Origin of the sequence: Rhodosalinus sediminis, from assembly GCF_003385555.1 — a bacterium.
In the GTDB taxonomy this organism is placed as follows: domain Bacteria; phylum Pseudomonadota; class Alphaproteobacteria; order Rhodobacterales; family Rhodobacteraceae; genus Rhodosalinus; species Rhodosalinus sediminis.
Genome location: NZ_QOHR01000009.1, coordinates 13,258 through 32,749, shown reverse-complemented (window position 1 = coordinate 32,749; position 19,492 = coordinate 13,258). Strand labels below are relative to the sequence as shown.

The 19,492-nt window shown below is 73.7% G+C and carries 18 protein-coding genes; 4 read left to right on the top strand and 14 right to left on the bottom strand.

Annotated features, from left to right (window positions below; all coding sequences use genetic code 11):
• Positions 1-3: 3 nt before the first annotated feature.
• The 8 genes from DRV84_RS15975 to coaBC form a co-directional block, all read right to left on the bottom strand.
• On the bottom strand, positions 4-1,140 hold the full coding sequence (locus DRV84_RS15975) for an alpha-D-ribose 1-methylphosphonate 5-triphosphate diphosphatase (protein ID WP_115979479.1): 1,137 nt from the start codon (positions 1,138-1,140) through the stop codon (positions 4-6).
• A complete protein-coding gene (locus tag DRV84_RS15970; protein WP_115979478.1) occupies positions 1,137-1,868 on the bottom strand; it encodes an alpha/beta fold hydrolase in 732 nt (243 codons plus the stop codon). Before DRV84_RS15970 ends, DRV84_RS15975 begins: the two co-directional genes overlap by 4 nt.
• 44 nt (positions 1,869-1,912) lie before the next feature.
• Entirely contained in the window at positions 1,913-3,034 is a 1,122-nt protein-coding gene (locus tag DRV84_RS15965) for a DUF8173 domain-containing protein (protein ID WP_158547779.1), read from the bottom strand.
• 138 nt (positions 3,035-3,172) lie between these two features.
• A complete protein-coding gene (gene groL, locus DRV84_RS08590; protein ID WP_115979477.1) occupies positions 3,173-4,822 on the bottom strand; it encodes a chaperonin GroEL in 1,650 nt (549 codons plus the stop codon).
• A 77-nt stretch (positions 4,823-4,899) separates the two neighbouring features.
• Positions 4,900-5,184 carry a co-chaperone GroES gene (groES, locus tag DRV84_RS08585; protein ID WP_115979476.1) on the bottom strand — a complete coding sequence of 95 codons (285 nt, stop codon included), beginning with the start codon at positions 5,182-5,184 and terminating at the stop codon, positions 4,900-4,902.
• A gap of 202 nt (positions 5,185-5,386) precedes the next feature.
• A complete protein-coding gene (locus tag DRV84_RS08580; RefSeq protein ID WP_115979475.1) occupies positions 5,387-6,445 on the bottom strand; it encodes a HesA/MoeB/ThiF family protein in 1,059 nt (352 codons plus the stop codon).
• Entirely contained in the window at positions 6,445-6,903 is a 459-nt protein-coding gene (gene dut / locus DRV84_RS08575) for a dUTP diphosphatase (RefSeq protein WP_239995035.1), read from the bottom strand. Before dut ends, DRV84_RS08580 begins: the two co-directional genes overlap by 1 nt.
• A gap of 44 nt (positions 6,904-6,947) precedes the next feature.
• Positions 6,948-8,144 (bottom strand): bifunctional phosphopantothenoylcysteine decarboxylase/phosphopantothenate--cysteine ligase CoaBC, encoded by a 1,197-nt coding sequence (gene coaBC, locus DRV84_RS08570; protein WP_115979473.1) that lies wholly within the window; start codon positions 8,142-8,144, stop codon positions 6,948-6,950.
• Positions 8,145-8,196: 52 nt separating this feature from the next.
• On the opposite strand from coaBC, the gene DRV84_RS08565 reads away from it, so the two are divergent.
• The gene (locus tag DRV84_RS08565; protein ID WP_115979472.1) at positions 8,197-8,685 is read left to right on the top strand and encodes an SRPBCC family protein; all 489 of its coding nucleotides are present in this window, start codon (positions 8,197-8,199) and stop codon (positions 8,683-8,685) included.
• Here the strand turns inward: DRV84_RS08565 and DRV84_RS08560 are convergent.
• The gene (locus DRV84_RS08560) at positions 8,636-9,442 is read right to left on the bottom strand and encodes a ChaN family lipoprotein (protein ID WP_115979471.1); all 807 of its coding nucleotides are present in this window, start codon (positions 9,440-9,442) and stop codon (positions 8,636-8,638) included. The two genes, DRV84_RS08565 and DRV84_RS08560, sit on opposite strands and share 50 nt — an antisense overlap.
• Positions 9,439-10,317 (bottom strand): RNA polymerase factor sigma-32, encoded by an 879-nt coding sequence (locus DRV84_RS08555; RefSeq protein ID WP_115979470.1) that lies wholly within the window; start codon positions 10,315-10,317, stop codon positions 9,439-9,441. The genes DRV84_RS08560 and DRV84_RS08555 overlap by 4 nt, the downstream gene beginning before the upstream one ends.
• Before the next feature lie 292 nt (positions 10,318-10,609).
• On the opposite strand from DRV84_RS08555, the gene DRV84_RS08550 reads away from it, so the two are divergent.
• Positions 10,610-12,124 carry a YifB family Mg chelatase-like AAA ATPase gene (locus DRV84_RS08550; RefSeq protein WP_115979469.1) on the top strand — a complete coding sequence of 505 codons (1,515 nt, stop codon included), beginning with the start codon at positions 10,610-10,612 and terminating at the stop codon, positions 12,122-12,124.
• Here DRV84_RS08550 and DRV84_RS08545 read toward each other — a convergent pair.
• From DRV84_RS08545 to rsmI, 4 genes are all read right to left on the bottom strand, one after another.
• Entirely contained in the window at positions 12,094-12,996 is a 903-nt protein-coding gene (locus DRV84_RS08545; RefSeq protein WP_115979468.1) for an alpha/beta hydrolase fold domain-containing protein, read from the bottom strand. The two genes, DRV84_RS08550 and DRV84_RS08545, sit on opposite strands and share 31 nt — an antisense overlap.
• Positions 12,993-13,934, bottom strand: coding sequence for a glutathione synthase (gene gshB / locus DRV84_RS08540; RefSeq protein ID WP_115979467.1), 942 nt, complete (start codon positions 13,932-13,934; stop codon positions 12,993-12,995). Before gshB ends, DRV84_RS08545 begins: the two co-directional genes overlap by 4 nt.
• Positions 13,935-14,004: 70 nt before the next feature.
• On the bottom strand, positions 14,005-14,439 hold the full coding sequence (locus tag DRV84_RS08535; protein ID WP_115979466.1) for a YraN family protein: 435 nt from the start codon (positions 14,437-14,439) through the stop codon (positions 14,005-14,007).
• Positions 14,405-15,310, bottom strand: a complete 906-nt coding sequence (gene rsmI / locus DRV84_RS08530) for a 16S rRNA (cytidine(1402)-2'-O)-methyltransferase (protein ID WP_239995033.1) — start codon at positions 15,308-15,310, stop codon at positions 14,405-14,407. Before rsmI ends, DRV84_RS08535 begins: the two co-directional genes overlap by 35 nt.
• A gap of 91 nt (positions 15,311-15,401) precedes the next feature.
• Here rsmI and DRV84_RS08525 point away from each other — a divergent pair, with 91 nt between their 5' ends.
• Positions 15,402-16,586: a penicillin-binding protein activator gene (locus DRV84_RS08525; protein ID WP_115979464.1), complete on the top strand. Its 1,185-nt coding sequence runs from the start codon at positions 15,402-15,404 to the stop codon at positions 16,584-16,586.
• Positions 16,573-19,356 (top strand): [protein-PII] uridylyltransferase, encoded by a 2,784-nt coding sequence (locus DRV84_RS08520; protein WP_115979463.1) that lies wholly within the window; start codon positions 16,573-16,575, stop codon positions 19,354-19,356. The genes DRV84_RS08525 and DRV84_RS08520 overlap by 14 nt, the downstream gene beginning before the upstream one ends.
• Positions 19,357-19,492: the final 136 nt, after the last annotated feature.

The window sequence follows — 19,492 nt, the reverse complement described above, 5'->3', positions numbered from 1 at the left end:
CCATCAGGCGAGGAACCGCGCCGCCACCGGACCGGCCATGTAGCGCGGTATTCCGGCGGCGAAGGTCGCGCCGATCCGCCCCGCCGCGTCCGTGACGACGAAATCCGCCCGGAGCCCCGGCGCGAGCCGCCCGCGATCGTCGAGGCCCAGCATCGACGCCGGCCGCTCCGAGATCGCCGCCCAGGCCCGCGCGAGCCCGATCCGCGGCGCGAGGCGGAGCGCCGCCTGCCGCAGCGCCGGGAAGTGGTAGTCGGAGGCGAGCGCCGTCACCAGCCCCTCGGCCACCAGCGCCTCCGCCGCGACCTTGCCGTCGTGGGAGCCGCCGCGCACCACGTTGGGCGCGCCCATCACCACCGGGTCGCCCGCGGCCGCCGCCGCCTCGGCCGCCGCCCGCGTCTCGGGGAACTCCGCGACGGTGACGCCCCGCGCGCGCCAGGCGGCGCGGTCCCCGGCGGTGCGGTCGTCGTGGCTGCCGAGCGTCACGCCCCGCGCGCCGAGCCGCGCGGCGAGCGCGTCGAGCGCGGCGGGCACCTCCGGCCCGCGGGCGGAGAGACGCTGCATGAGCGCCAGATGCGCCTCCGGGCTGCGGCCGGACTTCAGCGCCTGCCCGGTGAGGCGCGGGGGCTTGCGCCCCTCGGCGAGGCGGGCGTGCGGCAGGTGGTCGTTGAAGACGAGGTAGCCCACGCCATGCGCCGCGACCGCCTCTTCGACGGCGGCGTAATCGTCCAGCATATGCGTCTCGAGCCGGAGCTGCGCGCGCAGGTCGGTGCCGCCCGCGTCGAAGGCGTCGAGCGCGGCGAGCACGCGGCGCGCGAAGTCGGGGCTGCGCATGCCGCCTTCCCAGCTCCAGAACTGCGCGAGCACCGCGGTGGTGATCCCGTTCGCGGCGAGCTCGGCCTCCGCCGCTGCGAGCCCCGCGCCGAGGTCGGCGAGCGCACCGCGGCGCGGCGCGAGGTGGCGCTCGAAGCCGTCGCCGTGGGCGTCCACGATCCCCGGCAGCACCCGGTACCCGGTGAGATCGACGCGCCGCGCGTCCGCGGGCGGGGTGTCGATCAGCCGGCCGCCAGCCACCGCGATCCCGCCCGGCGCGAGGCGGCCCTCGCGCAGCACCTCCGCGCCGGTCAGGTGCAGCGCCCTCACGGGGCGAGCCCCGGCAGCCGGCGCAGCGCGTCCGCAAAGCTCATCTCCGGCGCGAAGCGGCCCGTCTCGAGAAAGGTCAGCACCTGCGCGATCACCAGAGGATTGTTCATCATGAAGGTATGCGTGACCGGCAGCACGATATGGTCGTCCATCCCGGCGACCCGCGTGGCGGCGACGCCCACCTTGCCGTCGTCCGGCCCCGGGATCATCGCCGAGAACACCGGGTTGAGCGAGCGGTCCCCCGCGATCACGCCGAGCGCGAAGCGCACGGGCGGCAGCCGCGCGGGCAGGTCGTCGGTGCCGAGCTGCACGCCCGCCGGGCCGTGGAGCCACCGGAAGAGCTCCCAGCCGCCGAGCTCGTCCACGAGCGGGCTGCCCTGGTTCGGGGGCGCGAGCATCACCGCGCGGCTCCCCGCGGGCAGCGGATGGCGCTCCGCCCAGACGCGCAGCAGGATGCCGCCCATCGAATGGGTGACGAAATGCGGCCGCGCCTCCCCGCAGCGGGCGAGCGCGCGCGGCAGCACGTCGCCAACAAGGTCCTCGACCGGCGCGGCGGTGGAGGCGTAGCCGGGCGCGACGACGCGGTGGCCCGCAGCCGCGAGCACCCGCTCCATCAGCAGGAAGGAGTCCTCCGTCCGCGCGAGCCCATGCAGCAGCACGACGCAGTCCGCCCGCGCGGGAAGCGCGGGCAGAAGCAGGAGACAGACGAGGGCGAGGCGCCGCAGCATGGGGGGCACATAGCCCGTCCGGCCCCGGCGCAGAAGGGGGCGCGTCAGCCCGCCCGGCCGAGGAAGCGCGGGCGGACCAGCCGCTCCGCGATGGCGCCCAGCCCGGCGAGCGAGAGCGCCAGCACGAAGAGCCAGCCGAGGAAGGGGATCGCCGCGATCGCCCCCGCGACCAGCGCGCCGACGCCTGCGCGCAGCGCCTTCTCGCCGATGGTCGCTGGCTCCGACCGCCCGGCAGCGGAGAAGAGGCCGACGCCGAAGGCATAGACCCCCACGACGTAGCCCGAGACCGCCGCGATCATGGCGAGCAGCACGAAGGCCGGGATTGCGACGATGCCGATCAGCGTCAGCGCGACGACGACCATCGCGCCGACGATCACGGACTGCGTCAGGAAGCCCACCCAGAGCGTGCCGAAGGGCGCGTCGAGCAGGCGGCGGCGCATGGCGGCGAGCGCCTCGGGGATGAGCGCCGCGACCAGCGTGGCGAGCGCGGTGAGCACGAGCACCCCGCCGATGAACCCGGCGAGCACGCGGCCCGCGTCCACGGGCTGCAGCTCCTCGAAGCCCTTCCATTCCTCCATCTCGCGGCGGGTGATGCGCTCCTCGGGGACGAGGCCCTCGGGAATCTCGGTCGCGCCCGCCTCCGCCTCGTAGAGGACGAGGCGCCCGCCGATCGCGGCCGCCGCGCCGAAATCCACCGAGCGCGCGGCGAGATGCAGCTCACCCTCGATCGGCGCGTCGATGCGGACGTGCTCGGCGGCGACGGCGGCGTGTCCGGCGACGGGGCCGCCGATCTCCACCTCCGAGCCGGAGGCGCGCAGGTCGCCGCCGATCTCGCCGGTCTCGATGCGGTAGGCGAAGAGCGTCGCGTCGCCCGAGACCGGCGCCTCCAGCGCGATCTCGTAGCCGGCGGCGTAGACGTCGCCCGCGACGGGCGCCGCAACGGTGACCCATCGCCCCGCGAGCACCGCGTCGCCGCCCAGCGCCGCGCCGCTCTCGATCCGCTCCCCGGCGGCGAAGAGGTCGTCGGTGCCCTCGCCCGCGGGGCGCAGGGTCTGCCCGGCGATGTAGCGGTCGGCGCCGATGCGCGTCTCGGAGATGTCCTCGCCCTGCGCGCCGGCGGCCCCGGCCAGCGCGACGGCGAGGAGGACGGTCAATGCACGAATCATGTCGCTCGCTCCCTCTGCCCGACACGCCGGCGCGATAGCGCGGAGGGGCGGCGCGCACCTTGCCCGCGATCAACCGCGCACGAAAAACGGGGGCCGCATCGCTGCGACCCCCGCTGAGCTTTCGGGCTCGGGCGTGGCTTACATCATGCCGCCCATGCCGCCCATGTCGGGCATGCCGCCGCCGGCACCGCCGCCGGCGCCTTCCTTCTCGGGCTTGTCGGCGATCATCGCCTCGGTCGTGATCAGCAGGCCCGCGACGGAGGCCGCGTCCTCGAGCGCGGTGCGCACCACCTTGGCCGGGTCGATCACGCCGAACTTGAACATGTCGCCGTATTCGTCGGCCTGGGCGTTGTAGCCGAACTTGAGGTCGTCCGACTCGCGGATCTTGCCCGCGACGACCGCGCCGTCGACGCCCGCGTTCTCGGCGATCTGGCGCAGCGGCGCCTCGAGCGCGCGGCGCACGATCGTGATGCCGGCGTTCTGGTCGGCGTTGGCGCCGGTGAAGCCGTCGAGCGCCTTCGCGCCCTGCACGAGCGCCACGCCGCCGCCGACGACGATGCCTTCCTGCACCGCGGCGCGGGTCGCGTTCAGCGCGTCGTCCACGCGGTCCTTGCGCTCCTTGACCTCGACCTCGGTCATGCCGCCGACGCGGATCACCGCGACGCCGCCGGCGAGCTTGGCCACGCGCTCCTGGAGCTTCTCGCGGTCATAGTCGCTGGTGGTGTCCTCGATCTGCTGACGGATCTGGCTGACGCGGGCCTCGATCTCGCCCTTGTCGCCGTTGCCGTCGACGATGGTGGTCTCGTCCTTGGTGATGTTCACCTTCTTGGCCGAGCCGAGCATGTCCATCGTGACGTTCTCGAGCTTCATGCCGAGGTCTTCCGAGATCACCTGCCCGCCGGTCAGGATCGCGATGTCCTGCAGCATGGCCTTGCGGCGATCGCCGAAGCCCGGCGCCTTCACGGCCGCGATCTTGAGGCCGCCGCGCAGCTTGTTGACCACGAGGGTCGCGAGCGCCTCGCCCTCGACGTCCTCGGCGACGATCAGGAGCGGCTTCTGGCTCTGGATGACCTGCTCGAGGAGCGGCACCAGCGGCTGCAGCGAGGAGAGCTTCTTCTCGTGGAGAAGGATCAGGCAGTCCTCGAGGTCGGCGACCATCTTCTCGGAGTCGGTCACGAAGTAGGGCGACAGGTAGCCGCGGTCGAACTGCATGCCCTCGACGACCTCGACGTCGGTCTCGGTGCCGCGGTTCTCCTCGACGGTGATGACGCCCTCGTTGCCGACCTTCTGCATGGCGTCGGCGATCATCTGGCCGATGTCGCTCTCGCCGTTGGCCGAGATAGTGCCCACCTGCGCGACCTCGTCGGAGCCCTCGACCGGGCGCGCGGCCGACTTGATGTGCTCGACGACCTTGTCGCAGGCCGCGTCGATGCCGCGCTTGAGGTCCATCGGGTTCATGCCGGCGGCGACCGCCTTCATGCCTTCCTTGACGATGCCCTGCGCGAGCACGGTCGCGGTGGTGGTGCCGTCACCCGCCTCGTCGTTGGTGCGCGAGGCGACTTCCTTCACCATCTGCGCGCCCATGTTCTCGAACTTGTCCTCGAGTTCGATCTCCTTGGCGACGGTGACGCCGTCCTTGGTGATGCGCGGCGCGCCGAAGGACTTCTCCAGCACCACGTTGCGGCCCTTGGGGCCGAGGGTCACCTTCACCGCGTCGGCGAGGGTGTTGACGCCCTTGAGCATCTTGTCGCGGGCGGGCGTCTCGAATTTCACGTCCTTTGCAGACATGTGTTAACTCCTGATGTCAGGGTGATCCGAAGGGGTTTGGCGTGGGTGCGGTCCGGGACCGACTGCGCCGAACGGCCTCAGAGAACGCCGAGGATGTCGGTCTCTTTCATGATCAGCAGGTCTTCGCCGTCGATCGTCACCTCGGTGCCCGACCACTTGCCGAAGAGGACGTGATCGCCCTCCTTGACGTCCGGCGCGATCCGGTCGCCGTCGTCGTCGCGTGCGCCGGCGCCGACCGCGACCACCACGCCCTCCTGGGGCTTTTCCTTGGCGCTGTCGGGGATGATCACGCCGCCGGCGGTCTTGTCGTCGCTCTCGACGCGGCGGACCAGCACACGGTCATGAAGCGGTTTGAATGCCATCCTTGAGGCTCCTTGCTCAAAGGTTGAAAATGACCCCTCGCTCCCGGGGTATTAGCACTCACTCACCCCGAGTGCTAACGCGCGTGGAGATACGCAAAGCCCCCTGCCCTGTCAAGATGCCGCGCGGCGCCGCGACGTCGGGGCGGGGCGCAAGGCGCTTGCAAGCGCCTTGCGCCAAGCGGTTTTCAAACCGCTTGGGCGCTCACGTCTCCGGTGCGGCGCCGCCGCAGACCGGGCAGCCGGGCCGCCGGGCGACGGCGATCACCCGCGCATCGGCGTAAAGCGCGTCGTAGAGCATGAGCCGCCCGGTCAGCGGCGCGCCCGCGCCGGTGACGACCTTCATCGCCTCGACGGCCATCATCGCGCCCACGACCCCGGGCAGCGGGCCGACCACGCCCGCCTCGGCGCACGACGGCGCGAGGCCCGGCGCCGGCCGCTCCGGGAAGAGGCAGGCGTAGCACGGCCCGCCCGCGCCGGGATCGAAGACGGCGAGCTGGCCTTCCCATTGCGTGATCGCGCCCCAGACGAGGGGCTTGCCCGCCGCGACCGCCGCGCGATTGACGCGCTCGCGCGTGTCGAAATTGTCCGACCCGTCGAGGATCACGTCGTAGTCGGCGAAGAGCGTCTCGGCGATCTCGTCGGTCAGGCGGCGGTTGTAGGGGCGCACGGTCACATGCGGGTTCTGCGCTTCCATCGCCGCCTGCGCCGAAAAGACCTTGGGCATCCCGATGTCGGCGTCGCGGTGGACGACCTGCCGGTGCAGGTTGGCGTTCTCGACCGTGTCGTCGTCGATCACGCCCACCGTGCCCACGCCCGCCGCCGCGAGGTACTGCAGCGCCGGCGCGCCGAGGCCGCCCGCGCCGACCACGAGCACCCGGGCGCGGCGCAGCGCGCTCTGCCCCGGCCCGCCCAACTCGCGCAGGACGATGTGGCGGGCGTAGCGGTCGAGCTCCGCCTCGCTCATCACCTCGGGCCGCGGCGCGGGCGCCTCGGCGGCCTCCTTCGCCTCGGCCCGGCTCTTCAGGCGGCGCACGCCGAGGCCATAGGCCGCCGCCAGCGCCCCGAAGCCCCCGAGGAGCAGCCAGACCGCCGGCGAGCCGCCGGTGGCCTCGCGCAGCGGGTGCCCGGCGGGCAGCGCCACCTGCACCATCAGCACGGCGACGTAGAGCAGGCCGAGCACCAGCGCCCGCGCCTGCCGCGGCTGGCCGAGGCGCCCGCCGCCGAACCAGATCAGCGCCGCCAGTCCGAGAACGAGAACCATCAGCCGCGCCCCGTCGATCCGAAGCCGCCCGCGCCGCGCGGCGTGTCCGAAAGCGCCTCGACCGCCTCGAAGCGCGCGCGCGTCACCGGGGCGAGCACCATCTGCGCGATGCGCTCCCCGTGGCGCAGGCGCACCGGCGCCGCGCCGAGGTTCACGAGGATCACGCCGAGCGGCCCGCGGTAATCCGCGTCGATCGTGCCCGGCGCATTGGCGACCGTCACCCCGTGGCGCAGCGCGAGCCCGGAGCGCGGGCGCACCTGCACCTCGAAGCCCGCCGGAATCTCGAGCCTGAGCCCCGTCGGCACCAGCGCCCGCGCGCCCGGCGCGAGCAGGCAGCCCACCGCCCGCGCCTCTGGCGCGAAATTGGCGCGCAGATCGGCCCCCGCCGCGCCGGCAGTGGCGTACTCGGGCAGCGGCACCTCCGGGTCCGCCGCCTCGGTGCGGGCCACGCGCAGCACGCGCGTCTGCGTCGGTCCGTCCTCGGGGGGAGTGCCGGCGACGGTCAAGTCAGCGCCTCCGCGATCCGCGCGGCGAGCCGCTCGGCGACCTCGGCCTTGGGCAGGCGCGGCCATGTCTCGGCGCCCTCGGTCGTGACGAGGGTCACCGCGTTCTCGGCGCCGCCCATGACGCCGGAGGCGGGCGAGACATCGTTCGCCACGATCCAGTCGCAGCCCTTGCGCGCGCGCTTCGCCGTCGCGTTGGCGACGACGTCTTCCGTCTCGGCAGCGAAGCCCACGACGAGCGGCGGGCGCCCCGTCTCGCGCCCGGCGAGGCGGGCGAGGATGTCCGGCGTCTCGGTGAAGGCGAGGCGCGGCGTCTCGCCGCCCGGCGTCTTCTTCATCTTCTGCGCGCTCGCGCCCTCGACCCGCCAGTCGGCCACCGCCGCGGCGCAGACGGCCGCGTCGGCCGGCAGCGCGGCCTCCACCGCGGCGGCCATCTCGCCGGCGGTCTCGACCGGCACGACCTCCACGCCCTCAGGCGGCGGCACGGCGGCGGGGCCGGTGACGAAGACGACATGCGCGCCGAGCGCGGCGAGCGCCCGCGCGAGCGCCGTGCCCTGCGCGCCGGAGGAGCGGTTGGCGATGTAGCGCACCGGGTCGATCGGCTCGTGCGTCGGCCCGGAGGTGACCACGATCCGCCGCCCCGAGAGCGGCCCCTCGCCCAGCGCCGCCTCGATCGCGGCGAGGATGTCGCCCGGCTCGGCCATGCGGCCGGGGCCGTATTCGCCGCAGGCCATGTCGCCCTCGTCCGGGCCGACGAGGCGCAGCCCGTCGTCGCGCAGCCGCGCCGCGTTGCGCCGGGTCGCGGGATGCGCCCACATCCGCACGTTCATCGCCGGCGCGAGCAGCACCGGCGTGTCCGTGGCCAGGAGCAGCGTCGAGGCGAGGTCGTCGGCATGCCCCTGCGCCATCTTCGCCATCAGGTCGGCCGTCGCCGGCGCCACCACGATCAGGTCGGCCACCCGCGAGAGCTGAATGTGGCCCATCTCGGCCTCGTCGGTGAGGTCGAAGAGCGCGCGATAGACCTTCTCCCCCGCGAGGGCGGAGACCGAGAGCGGCGTGACGAACTCCTCCGCCGCGCGGGTCATCACCGGCGTGACGCTCGCCCCCCGGTCGCGCAGGCGCCGGATGAGGTCCAACGTCTTGAACGCGGCGATGCCGCCGCCGATGATCAAGAGGATTCGCCTGCTCGCCAGCATCGTCCGTCTCCTGCCACGCCGCCCTACCTAGCCCCGGACCACGGACAGAACAATGTCGCACCGCTCGATCGCGCGCAGCACGCATCTCCCGGCCGCGCCGGAGGACGTGTGGGAATTCGCCATGCAGACCGCGACGCTTCACCATGTCGCGGCGCCGCTCCTGCGGTTCGAGCCCGAGGGCCGCCCGCTGCCCCGGCGCTGGCGCGCCGGCGCCTGGCGCGTGCGGCTGCGCGGGCCGCTCGGCCTGCCGCTCGGATGGCAGGAGATCCGGGTGAGCTTTCCCGACGTGCCGCCGCCGCTCCGGCAGCTCCGCGACGAGGGGCACGGGGCGCTGGTGCGCCGCTGGGATCACGTGATCGAGATCGCGCCGGACGGCGACGGCACCCGCTACACCGACACGGTGGAGATCGAGGCGGGCGCGCTCACGCCGCTCATCGCCCTCGCCGCGCGGGGGTTCTACGCCCACCGCCAGCGGCGCTGGCGGCGGATGCTCAACTCCGGAAGGCCGCGCAGGGATCGGGGCGCTCGGCCTCCGGCGTGACGAGCCATAGGTCGTAGGGCGCGCCGTCCTCCGCCGCGCTCTCGAGCTGGCCGATGGAGAGGACCGAAACCTCCGGCGCGGCGCGGGCGAGTTTCGACGGCACGCCCCAGTCCGTGCGCGCGTGGCCGTTGCCGGTGATGACCGCGACGGGGCCGCCCGTCTTCTCGAGCGCCGCGAGCGCGGCGCGGGCGAGCGCGGCGTCGCGCACCCGCTGGGCGCGCACCATGCCGGGCATCATCTCCTCGGGCATGGCGTTGCAATGCGCCTCGGCCTGCATCGCTTCGCGCTGGTCCTGCTGCGCCTCGGGCAAGGGCTGATCGAGGCCCCAGCGCGCGGCGTCATCGGGCAACGCCCCCTCGCCGTGCACGACGTCGCGGAGCTCCGCGCGCGGCACGGCGGCGCCGTAGACCCGCGCCTCGGGCGCGGCGGCGAAGATCGGCGCGTAGAGGGCGAAGTCGGGCCAGCCGCTCTCCGCCCAGCCGAGCGCTTCGCCCAGCGCCTCCGGCTCGGTCATCAGCTTCGGCATGGCGCGGGCCGCCTGCGCCTCGGTCAGCATCTCGAAGACCAGCGCGGCGGGCGCGAGCGCCTCGACGGCCGCCGCCTGGTTCTCGTGATGGTGCGGGTTGTCGTGCACCTCGCCGAGGATCACGATGTCCGCCTCCGGCAGGGCGGCGAGCCGGGCGGCGTCGATCCGCTCCGCCGCGGCGGGGGCGGCCGCGAGCACGGCCGCGGCGAGGGCGATCAGGACGGTCCTCATGCGAGCAGCGCGTGCACCTCGCGCGACTGCGTCTCGAGCGTGCGGCGCATCTTCTGGAAGGCGGCGGCCTCGAGCTGGCGCACGCGCTCCTTCGACAGGCCGAGCTCGTCGCCGAGGCTTTCGAGCGTGCGCGGCTCCTCGCGCAGCTTGCGCTCGCGCACGATGAAGCGCTCGCGCTCGTTGAGGACGTTCAGCGCCTCGACCAGCCACTGGCGCAGCTGGTCCATGTCGTGGTCGCGCTCGACCAGGTCGGAGGCCTGCGCCCCCTCGTCCTCGAGCGTCTCGATCCACTCGCGGCCCTCGTCCTCGGCCGATTGCGTGGCATTGAGCGAGAAATCGGAGCCCGAGAGCCGGCCCTCCATCATCTCCACGTCGGCGAGCGGCACGCCCACCTCGGTCGAGATCATCTGATGCAGCTGGTGGCGGTCGAGCTCCACCCCCTGCTGCGACGCCTCCCGCTCGAGCCGGGCCTGCACGCGGCGCATGTTGAAGAAGAGCGACTTCTGGCTGGAGGTCGAGCCGGTGCGCACCATCGACCAGTTGCGCATCACGTAATCCTGGATCGAGGCCTTGATCCACCAGACCGCGTAGGTCGAGAAGCGCACGCCGCGGTCGGGGTCGAACTTGTCCGCCGCCTTCATCAGTCCGAGGCCCGCCTCCTGGATGAGGTCGTTCATCGGCGCGCCGTAGCGCTTGAACTTCGCGGCCATGGAGATGGCGAGGCGCATGTAGGCGTTGATGAGACGGTGCAGCGCCGCCTCGTCGCGGTGATCGCGCCAGGCGTAGGCGAGCGCCAGCTCGGTCTCGGCATCGAGGAGCTCCGCCTTCATGGCGTGGCGCGACAGGCTGGTATCGGTCTGCGAATCGAGGGCCATGATCTCTCCGCTGTCTCTGCCGGCGCCCCGATGGCGCCTTTGTAAACGATACGGCGCCCGGCGAGTTCCGGATCACTCGATCCGCCCCGGCGGACAGCCTGTCGCACCCGGTCGCGCCTGTCCATCGCCGAACCAGCCCGTCGTGGCCCTTGTATGGCGTGATTTCCTTGACGCGGGATTGACGCGCGCGGCGTCGATCACGGTTTCGTCAGCGCGCGCGCCGGCGGTCCCGTTAACCCTTCGTGAACCATCCGCGCGCTAGTCGGGCGCGGTCGTTTCTGCCGGGGGCCGGATGGTCGCACGCGCCTATACCGTGGCCTTCGAGGGGGTGGAGGCCCGCACCGTCGAGGTGCAATGCGCCGTCACGCCGGGCACACCGGGCTTTTCCATCGTCGGCCTGCCGGACAAGGCGGTGAGCGAGGCGCGCGACCGTGTGCGCGGCGCGCTCACCGCGCTTTCCATCGCGCTGCCCTCGAAGCGGATCACCGTGAACCTCGCCCCCGCCGACCTGCCGAAGGAGGGCTCGCATTTCGACCTGCCGATCGCGCTCGCCCTGCTCGCCGCGCTCGAGATCCTGCCCGCCGACGCGGCCGAGACGACCGTCGCGCTCGGCGAGCTCTCGCTCGACGGCACGCTCGCACCGGTCGTCGGCGCGCTGCCCGCCGCCATGGCCGCGGCGGAAGCCGGGCGCGCGCTTCTCTGCCCGCGCGCCTCCGCGTCGGAGGCGGCCTGGGTCGGCGACACGCAGGTGATCGGCGCCGGCGGCCTCGGCGACGTGGTGCGGCATTTCACCGGGCAGGCGCCCATCGCGCCGGCCGAGCCGGGCGAGGTGACCGGCGACGCCTCCGCCCGCGACCTCAACGACGTGAAGGGACAGGAACGCGCCAAGCGCGCGCTCGAGATCGCGGCGGCCGGCCGGCATCACCTGCTGATGGTGGGCACGCCGGGCTCGGGCAAGTCGATGCTCGCCGCGCGGATGCCGGGGCTCCTGCCGCCACTCACCCCGGCCGAGGCGCTCGAGACCTCGATGATCCATTCGCTCGCCGGGCTCCTCGACGAAGGGGGCATCAGCCGCACCCGCCCCTTCCGCGAGCCGCATCACACCGCCTCGATGGCCGCGATCGTCGGCGGCGGCAAAGGCGCGAAGCCGGGCGAGATCAGCCTCGCGCACAACGGCGTTCTCTTCCTCGACGAGCTGCCCGAGTTTCCGCGCGCGGTGCTCGAGACGCTGCGCCAGCCGATCGAGACGGGCGAGGTGATGGTCGCGCGCGCCAACGCGCATGTGCGCTACCCCTGCCGTTTCCTGCTGCTCGCCGCGGCGAATCCCTGCCGCTGCGGGTATCTCTCCGACGCCGCGCGCGCCTGCGCCCGCGCGCCCGGCTGCGGGGAGGATTACCTCGGCCGCATCTCCGGGCCGCTGATGGACCGCTTCGACCTGCGGGTGGAGGTGCCGCCCGTCGCCTTCGCCGATCTCGACCTGCCGGCCTCCGGCGAAAGCTCGGCGGCGGTCGCCGCGCGCGTGGCAGAGGCCCGCGCGGCGCAGGCGGCGCGCTTCGCCGGCCACCCCGCGGTGCGCCAGAACGCCGACGCCGACGGCGCTACGCTCGAGGAGGCCGCGACGCCCGACGCCGAGGGGCGCGAGGTGCTGACCCGCGTGGCCGAGCGCATCGGTCTCTCGGCGCGGGGCTATCACCGGGTGCTGCGCGTCGCGCGCACCATCGCCGATCTCGACGGGGCCGGGACGGTGCGCCGCCCGCATGTCGCCGAAGCGGTGAGCTACCGCCTCGTCTCGGCGAAGGCGCTCTGAAGGAACCCGCCCGCGCGGCGAAGCGCGTCGCGCGCCTCCGGCAGCCAGCCGTCGAGGATCTGCCAGACGTGGGGTGCGTCCTGCCAGAGGTCGAGCGTCACGCGCCCGCCCGCGCCGCGCAGCGTCGTTGCCATACGCTGCGCGTCGTCGCGCAGGATCTCGCCGCGGCTCACCTGAATGAGGACGGGCGGCGGCGCGGGAAAGGGCGCGAAAAGGGGCGAGAGGCGCGGGTCCCGGCGATCCGCCTCCGGCGCGACAAGGTGCGCGACCTCCTCGATGCGGCTGACGGGCAGGAGGGGATCGGCGCGCGCGTTCTCGACGAGCGAGGCGCCCGAGAGCGTGAGATCGATCCAGGGCGAAAAGACGACGGCGGCCGCGGGCCGCTCGCCGGCTTGAAGGCGCGCGGAGAGGAGCGCGAGCGCCAGCCCGCCGCCGGCGCTGTCCCCGCCGAGCACGATGTCGCCGGGGCGGTAGCCGATCGCGCGCAGGCGGGACCACGCGGCCTCGGCGTCCTCGTAGGCGGCCGGGAAGGGCCCCGCGGGGGCGAGGCGGTAGTCCGGCGCGCAGACCTCGACTCCCGCCTCGGCCGAGAGGCGGCCGAGCATCCCGCGGTGGGTGCGCGGGCTGCCCGCGACGTAGGCGCCGCCGTGGAACCAGAGGATCGCGCGGCCGGCCGCGACCGGCCCCGCCGAGAGCCAGACGAGCGGCGGCGCGCCGTCGCGCCGGATCTCGCGCAGGTGGGGCGGCGCGCGGAAGAGCGGCGCAATGCGCTCGAAGTCGCGCCGCGCCCGCTCGGGCGTGGCGGTGCGCGCGAGCGCGGGTTTGACGAGAGCGCGCAGCGCCAGATTGGCGAGCGCGAGGCGCCGGCTCATCGCCCGGCGCGCCGCGCCTCGATCGCCTCCCAGACGCGCGCGGCGACGTTGGCGCCGTCGAACCGCTCGAGCTCCTGCAGGCCGGTGGGGGAGGTGACGTTGATCTCCGTGAGGTAATCGCCGATCACGTCGATGCCGACGAAGAGCTGCCCCGTCTCGCGCAGGCGCGGGCCGATCCGGTCGCAGATCTCCCGGTCGCGGTCGGTGAGCGCCGCAGGCTCGGCCCGGCCGCCTACGTGCATGTTCGAGCGCGTCTCGCCCGCCGCGGGCACCCGGTTGATCGCGCCGACGGGGGCGCCGTCCACGAGGATCACGCGCTTGTCGCCCTGCCCCACGGCCGGCAGGAACTTCTGCACGATGAGCGGCTCGCGCGAGAAGCCGGTGAAGAGCTCGTGCAGGGCCGAGAGGTTGCGGTCATTGGCGTCGAGCCGGAAGACCCCGGCGCCGCCGTTGCCGTAGAGCGGCTTCAGGATGACGTCGCCGTGGCGCGCCTTGAAGGCGCGGATCGTCTCCAGATCGCGGGCGATGGTGGTCGGCGGCGTGAGGTCGGGAAAATCGAGGACGAGGAGCTTCTCGGGGAAATTGCGCACCCAGAAGGGATCGTTGACCACCAGCGTCGTCTCCGCGAGGCGCTGCAGGAGATGCGTGGTGGTGATGTAGTGCATGTCGAAGGGCGGGTCCTGCCGGAGCCAGACGACGTCGAAAGACGCGAGGTCGACATGCGCCTCTTCCCCCAGCTCGGCATGATCGCCAGCCACGCGGCGGACGCGCAGCGGCCGGCCCCGCGCGGTTATCCGCCCCTCCTCGTAGGCGAGGTGGTCCGGCGTGTAGTAGAAGAGCTCATGCCCGCGCGCCTGCGCCTCCTCGGCGAGGCGAAAGGTGGTGTCGGCGTCGATGTCGATCGCGCCGATCGGATCCATCTGAATGGCGACCTTCATGGGGCATCTCCCGCGGTGAGCGCGCCCTTCATGGCGCAGCCCCGCCGCGGGCGCAATCGGCGCGCACGCCTCACCAGTCGAGGCCGAAGGCGTTCTCGATCACGCGGACCTCGCCGCGGCGGTCCACGAGCGCCAGGTCGAAGCGCATCTCCGAGAGGAGGCCCATGGGCTCGCCGCCCGCGAATTCCTCCGCCGCAGTGCAGAGGCGATCCATCTGGCGCCGGCCGAGGCGTGCCGCCGCGGCGTCGAAACTCGCCGCCGCCTTCACCTCCACGAACACGAGGCGCGCGCCCTCGCGCACGACGAGATCGATCTCGCCCGCCGCGCCGCGCCAACGGCGCGCGGCGACCTGCCGCCCGGCGCGGGCGTAGTGGCGCGCCACGCTCTCCTCCGCCGCCTGCCCCGAGAGATAGGCGGTCCGCCCGCGCCGCGCGCGTCGCCCGCCCGCCGGCGCCCTTGCCCCGACATGATCAATCGTCGCCGTCTCGATCGTCGCCGTCGTCATCCGCACCCTCCTGCCGCGCCCGGGCGAGCGCCATCTGGTAGACCTTGCGCCGCGGCAGGCCCGTCGCCGCCGCGACCTCCGCCGCCGCGTCGCGCAGCGAGCCCCCGCGCAGCGCCTGCCCCAACAAGCTGTCTACATCCGATTCGCTAATACTTTCCGAATCCCCGGCGCCGATCAGGAGCACGATCTCGCCTTTCGGCGTGGCTTCGGCGGCGACGGCCTCCGCCAGCTCGCCCAGCGTGCCGCGGCGCACGGTCTCGAAGCGCTTGGTGAGCTCGCGGCAGACGGCGGCGGGGCGGTCGGGCCCGAGCGTCTCGGCCGCCGCGGCGAGCGTCGCCGCGAGCCGGCGCGGCGATTCGTAGAGCGCGAGCGTGCCGGGCACGCCGCGCAGCCCCTCGAGCGCGCGGCGCCGCGGCCCCGCCGCCGAAGGCAGGAACCCCGCGAAATGCACGGCATCCGTCGGCAGCCCGCCCACCGCGAGCGCCGCGAGAAGCGCCGAGGCTCCGGGCACCGCGGTCACCGCGTGCCCGTCGGCGGCGGCGGCCTGCACCAGCGCATAGCCCGGATCGGCCAGAAGCGGCGTCCCCGCCTCGGCCGCGTAGGCCACCGACCGCCCCTCGGCCAGCGCGGCAAGGAGCTTCGGCCGCATCGCCGGGCCGTTGTGATCGTGATAGGCGAGCACCCGCCGCCCGGCGAGCGGCACGCCGTGGATCTGCAACAGCCGGCGCAGGCTGCGCGTGTCCTCCGCGGCGAGCACCTCGGCGTCGCGCAGCACGTCGAGCGCGCGCAGCGTGATGTCGCGGGCGTTGCCGATCGGCACCGAGACGAGGTAAAGCCCCGGTGAAAGCGTGGCATCGTCGGAATTCGGCACTGGACCCGCCTCGTCTCGTGGGTATTCTGGAGCTCGCCCAATGGCCGGCGGCCGACACGCCGCACGTCCGGCCGCGACCGAGGGAGATCGCATGTTCGCCGTTTTCGCCCTGCCCCGCAAGCTCGCCCGCGCGGTCGGGGCGCTCTGCCTCGTGGGGGCGCTCGCCGCCTGCGACCCCGCGGCCGTGCGCCTGCCGGACATGCCGCGCGGCGGTGGATCGGTCGACACGGGGCGCGCCGTCCCGGTGGCGCTGCTCCTGCCGCGCAGCGCGGAGGACGCGAGCGGCGTGGCCCGCGATCTCGAGAACGCCGCGCGGCTGGCCGTGTCCGACTTGGGCGAGGTCGCCGTGGACCTGCGCGTCTACGACACCGCCGGAACGGAGGCCGGCGCCGCCGCGGCCGCGCAGCGCGCGGCGGACGCGGGCGCCGGGATCATCCTCGGCCCGCTCTTCGCCGAGGCCGCGAACGCCGCCGCGGTGGAGGTGGCCGACGACGGCGTGAACGTCCTCAGCTTCTCGAACAACACCACGATCGCCGGCGGCAATCTCTTCGTGCTCGGCCGCACCTTCGAGACGACGGCCGACCGGCTCGCCGCCTACGCCGCGCGGGAGGGGCGCCGCGCGGTCGTGATCGTGCATCCCGACAACGTGGAGGGCCGCCTCGGCCGCACCGCGATTCAGACGGCGGCGGCCCGGCACGGGATCCGCGTCGCCGAGGTCGTGGCCTTCCCCTTCACCGAGGACGGCGCGGTGGAGGCCGCGGGCCGCGTCGTCGCCGCCGTCGAGGAGAGCGGCGCCGATTCGGTCTTCCTCACCTCGACCTCGGCGGGCGCGCTGCCGCTGCTGGCGCAACTCCTGCCCGAGCGCGGCCTCGACCCGGCCGAGACGCAGTACATCGGGCTCGCCCGGTGGGACGTGCCGGCGCAGACGCGCAACCTGCCCGGGCTGCAGGGCGGCTGGTTCGCCACGCCCGCCACCGGCACGACGAGCGCCTTTGCGGCCCGCTACGCCGAGACCTACGGCAACCCGCCGCATCCGCTCGCCGGGCTCGCCTACGACGGCATCGCGGCGATCGGCGCGCTGGCGGCCCAGCGCGGCGGCGACGCGCTGACGCGCCGCGCGCTCACGCAGCCCGCGGGCTTTCAGGGCACAGGCGGCGCCTTCCGCCTGCGCCCCGACGGCACCAGCGAGCGCGCCCTCGCCGTGGCCACCATCCGCGACGGCGAGGTGACGATCCTCGACCCGGCGCCGAGGCGCTTCCCCGGTGCCGGATTCTGATCCGGCTCTCGCCGCCCCGGCCGGGGACGACGCCGGCCTGATCCGCCCGCCGGAGGAGATCTTCGACGCGGCCGGCTTCGCCCGTGACCTCGAGGCGGCGGCGCAGGCCGCGCCCGACGGCGGCGCGCTGCGGCTCGAGGCGGTGCGCCTCCTGCGCGCCGCGCGCGAGGCCGGTAACGCCGCCATCGCCGAGGCCTTCCGCGCCCGCCCCTTCGAGGCGCGCGCCACCGTGCGCGCCTACGCCTGGCTCACCGACCGGCTCGTCGAGGCGGTCTGGACGGTGGCGACCGAGCGGCTCCACCCCTGCCCCAACCCGACGGAGGGCGAGCGCATCGCGATCCTCGCCGTGGGCGGCTACGGCCGCGGCGAGATGGCGCCGCATTCCGACGTGGACCTGCTCTTCCTGTCGCCCTGGAAGATCACCGCCTGGGCCGAGAGCGTGACCGAGTCGATGCTCTACATGCTCTGGGACCTGAAGCTGAAGGTGGGCCACGCCTCGCGCACGGTGAAGGACTGCCTGCGCCTCGGCGGCGAGGACATGACGATCCGCACCGCCCTTCTCGAGCAGCGCCACCTCTGCGGCAACGCCGCGCTCTCGGCCGAGCTCGACGCGCGGCTGCGCGCCGAGCTCTTCGAGGGCTCCGAGCGCGCCTTCATCGAGGCCAAGCTCGAGGAGCGCGACGCGCGCCACGCCAAGCGCGGCGCGCGCTACATGGTCGAGCCCAACGTCAAGGAGGGCAAGGGCGGGCTGCGCGACCTGCAGTCGCTCTACTGGATCGCGAAATACGTCCACCACGTCGATACCGCCGAGGCGCTCGTCGAGCTCGGCGTCTTCACCGCCGAGGAACACGACCGCTTCCGCCGAGCCGAGGCCTTCCTCTGGGCGGTGCGCTGCCACCTGCACCTGATCGCCGGGCGCGCGGTGGAGCAGCTGAGCTTCGACATGCAGGTCGAGGTGGCCGCGGCGATGGGCTACCGCGACAGCCGCGCGCGGCGCGGCGTCGAGCATTTCATGCAGGCCTATTTCCTGCACGCCACCGCGGTCGGCGACCTGACGCGCATCTTCCTGACCGCGCTCGAGGCCGAGCACCGCAAGGGCGCGCCCCTGCTCGAGCGGCTCTTCCGCCGCAAGCCCCGCGTGCGCAAGGGCTACACGGTGCTCAACGGCCGGCTCGCCGTGGCCGACGAGGCGGCGTTCCTCGCCGACAAGCTCAACCTGCTGCGCCTCTTCGAGGAGGGGCTCAGGACGGGACTGCTGATCCACCCCGACGCCATGCGCCTCGTGCGCGCCAATCTCCACCTCATCGACGAGGAGGTGCGGCGCAGCCGCGAGGGGAGCCGCATCTTCCTCGACCTGCTCCTGAAGCACGGCAACCCGGAGCGCGCGCTGCGGCGCATGAACGAGCTCGGCGCGCTCGCCGCCCTCCTGCCCGAGTTCGCGCCGGTCGTGGCGATGATGCAGTTCAACATGTACCACCACTACACGGTGGACGAACACACCATCCAGTGCATCGGGCAGCTCGCCCGGATCGAGCGCGGCGAGCTCGAGGAGAGCCTGCCCGTCGCCTCCGGCATCCTGCAGGAGGGCGTGAACCGCCGCGTGCTCTACGTCGCGCTTCTCCTGCACGACATCGGCAAGGGCCGCGAGGAGGATCACTCGATCCTCGGCGCCCGGATCGCGCGCCGCGTGGCGCCGCGCCTCGGCCTGAAGAAGGGCGAGGCCGAGACGGTGGAATGGCTGGTGCGCCATCACCTGCTGATGTCCGACATGGCGCAGAAGCGCGACATCGCCGACCCGCGCACGGTGCGCGACTTCGCCAAGGCGGTGCGCACGACCGAGCGGCTCGACCTGCTCACGGTGCTCACCGTCTGCGACATCCGCGGCGTGGGCCCGGGCACCTGGAACAACTGGAAGGCCGCGCTGATCCGCGCGCTCTACCGCCAGACGCGGCGCGCCCTCGAGGGCGGCCTCGAGGCGGTCACCCGCGAGAACCGCGAGGCCGAGGCGAAGAAGGCGCTGCGCGCGCGCCTCGACGACTGGGACGCGGCCGCCGTCCGGCGCGAGCTCGGGCGCCACTACCCCGCCTACTGGCAGGGGCTGCACGTCACCGCGCACGAGGTCTTCGCGCGGCTCCTGCGCGACATCGGCCCGGAGGATGTCCGCATCGATCCCCACCCCGACGAGGATCGCGACGCCACCCGCATCTGCTTCGCCCTCGCCGATCACCCCGGCATCTTCTCGCGCCTCGCCGGCGCGCTCGCCCTCGCCGGCGCCAACGTGGTCGACGCGCGCACCTATACCTCGCGGGACGGCTACGCCACGGCGGTCTTCTGGGTGCAGGACGCCGAGGGCGCCCCCTTCGAGCGCGAGCGCCTGCCGCGGCTCTCCGAGACCATCGAGAAGACCCTCAAGGGCGAGGTCATCCCGCGCGAGGCGATCCGCCCCAAGGACAAGCTCAAGAAGCGCGAGCGCGCCTTCCGCGTGCCGACCTCGATCACCTTCGACAACGACGGCTCGGACATCTACACCATCATCGAGGTGGACACCCGCGACCGCCCCGGCCTTCTCTACGACCTGACGCGCGCGCTCGCCGACGCGCATGTCAACATCGCCTCGGCGGTGATCGCCACCTACGGCGAACAGGCCGTGGACAGCTTCTACGTCAAGGACATGTTCGGCCTCAAATACCACTCCGCCACCAAGCAGCGCGCGCTCGAGGCCCGGCTGCGCAGCGCGATCGAGGCCGGCGCGGCGAGGGCCGAGGGATGACCCGGCCCCGTGCCATCATCTTGGCCCAAATACTCTCGGGGGGTGAATTGGCCGCGAGGCCAAGAGGGGGGCCGACGGCCCCCCTGCCCCGGGCCGCCGCACGGGCGGCGGCCATCACGCCGGGCGCACGCCCGCG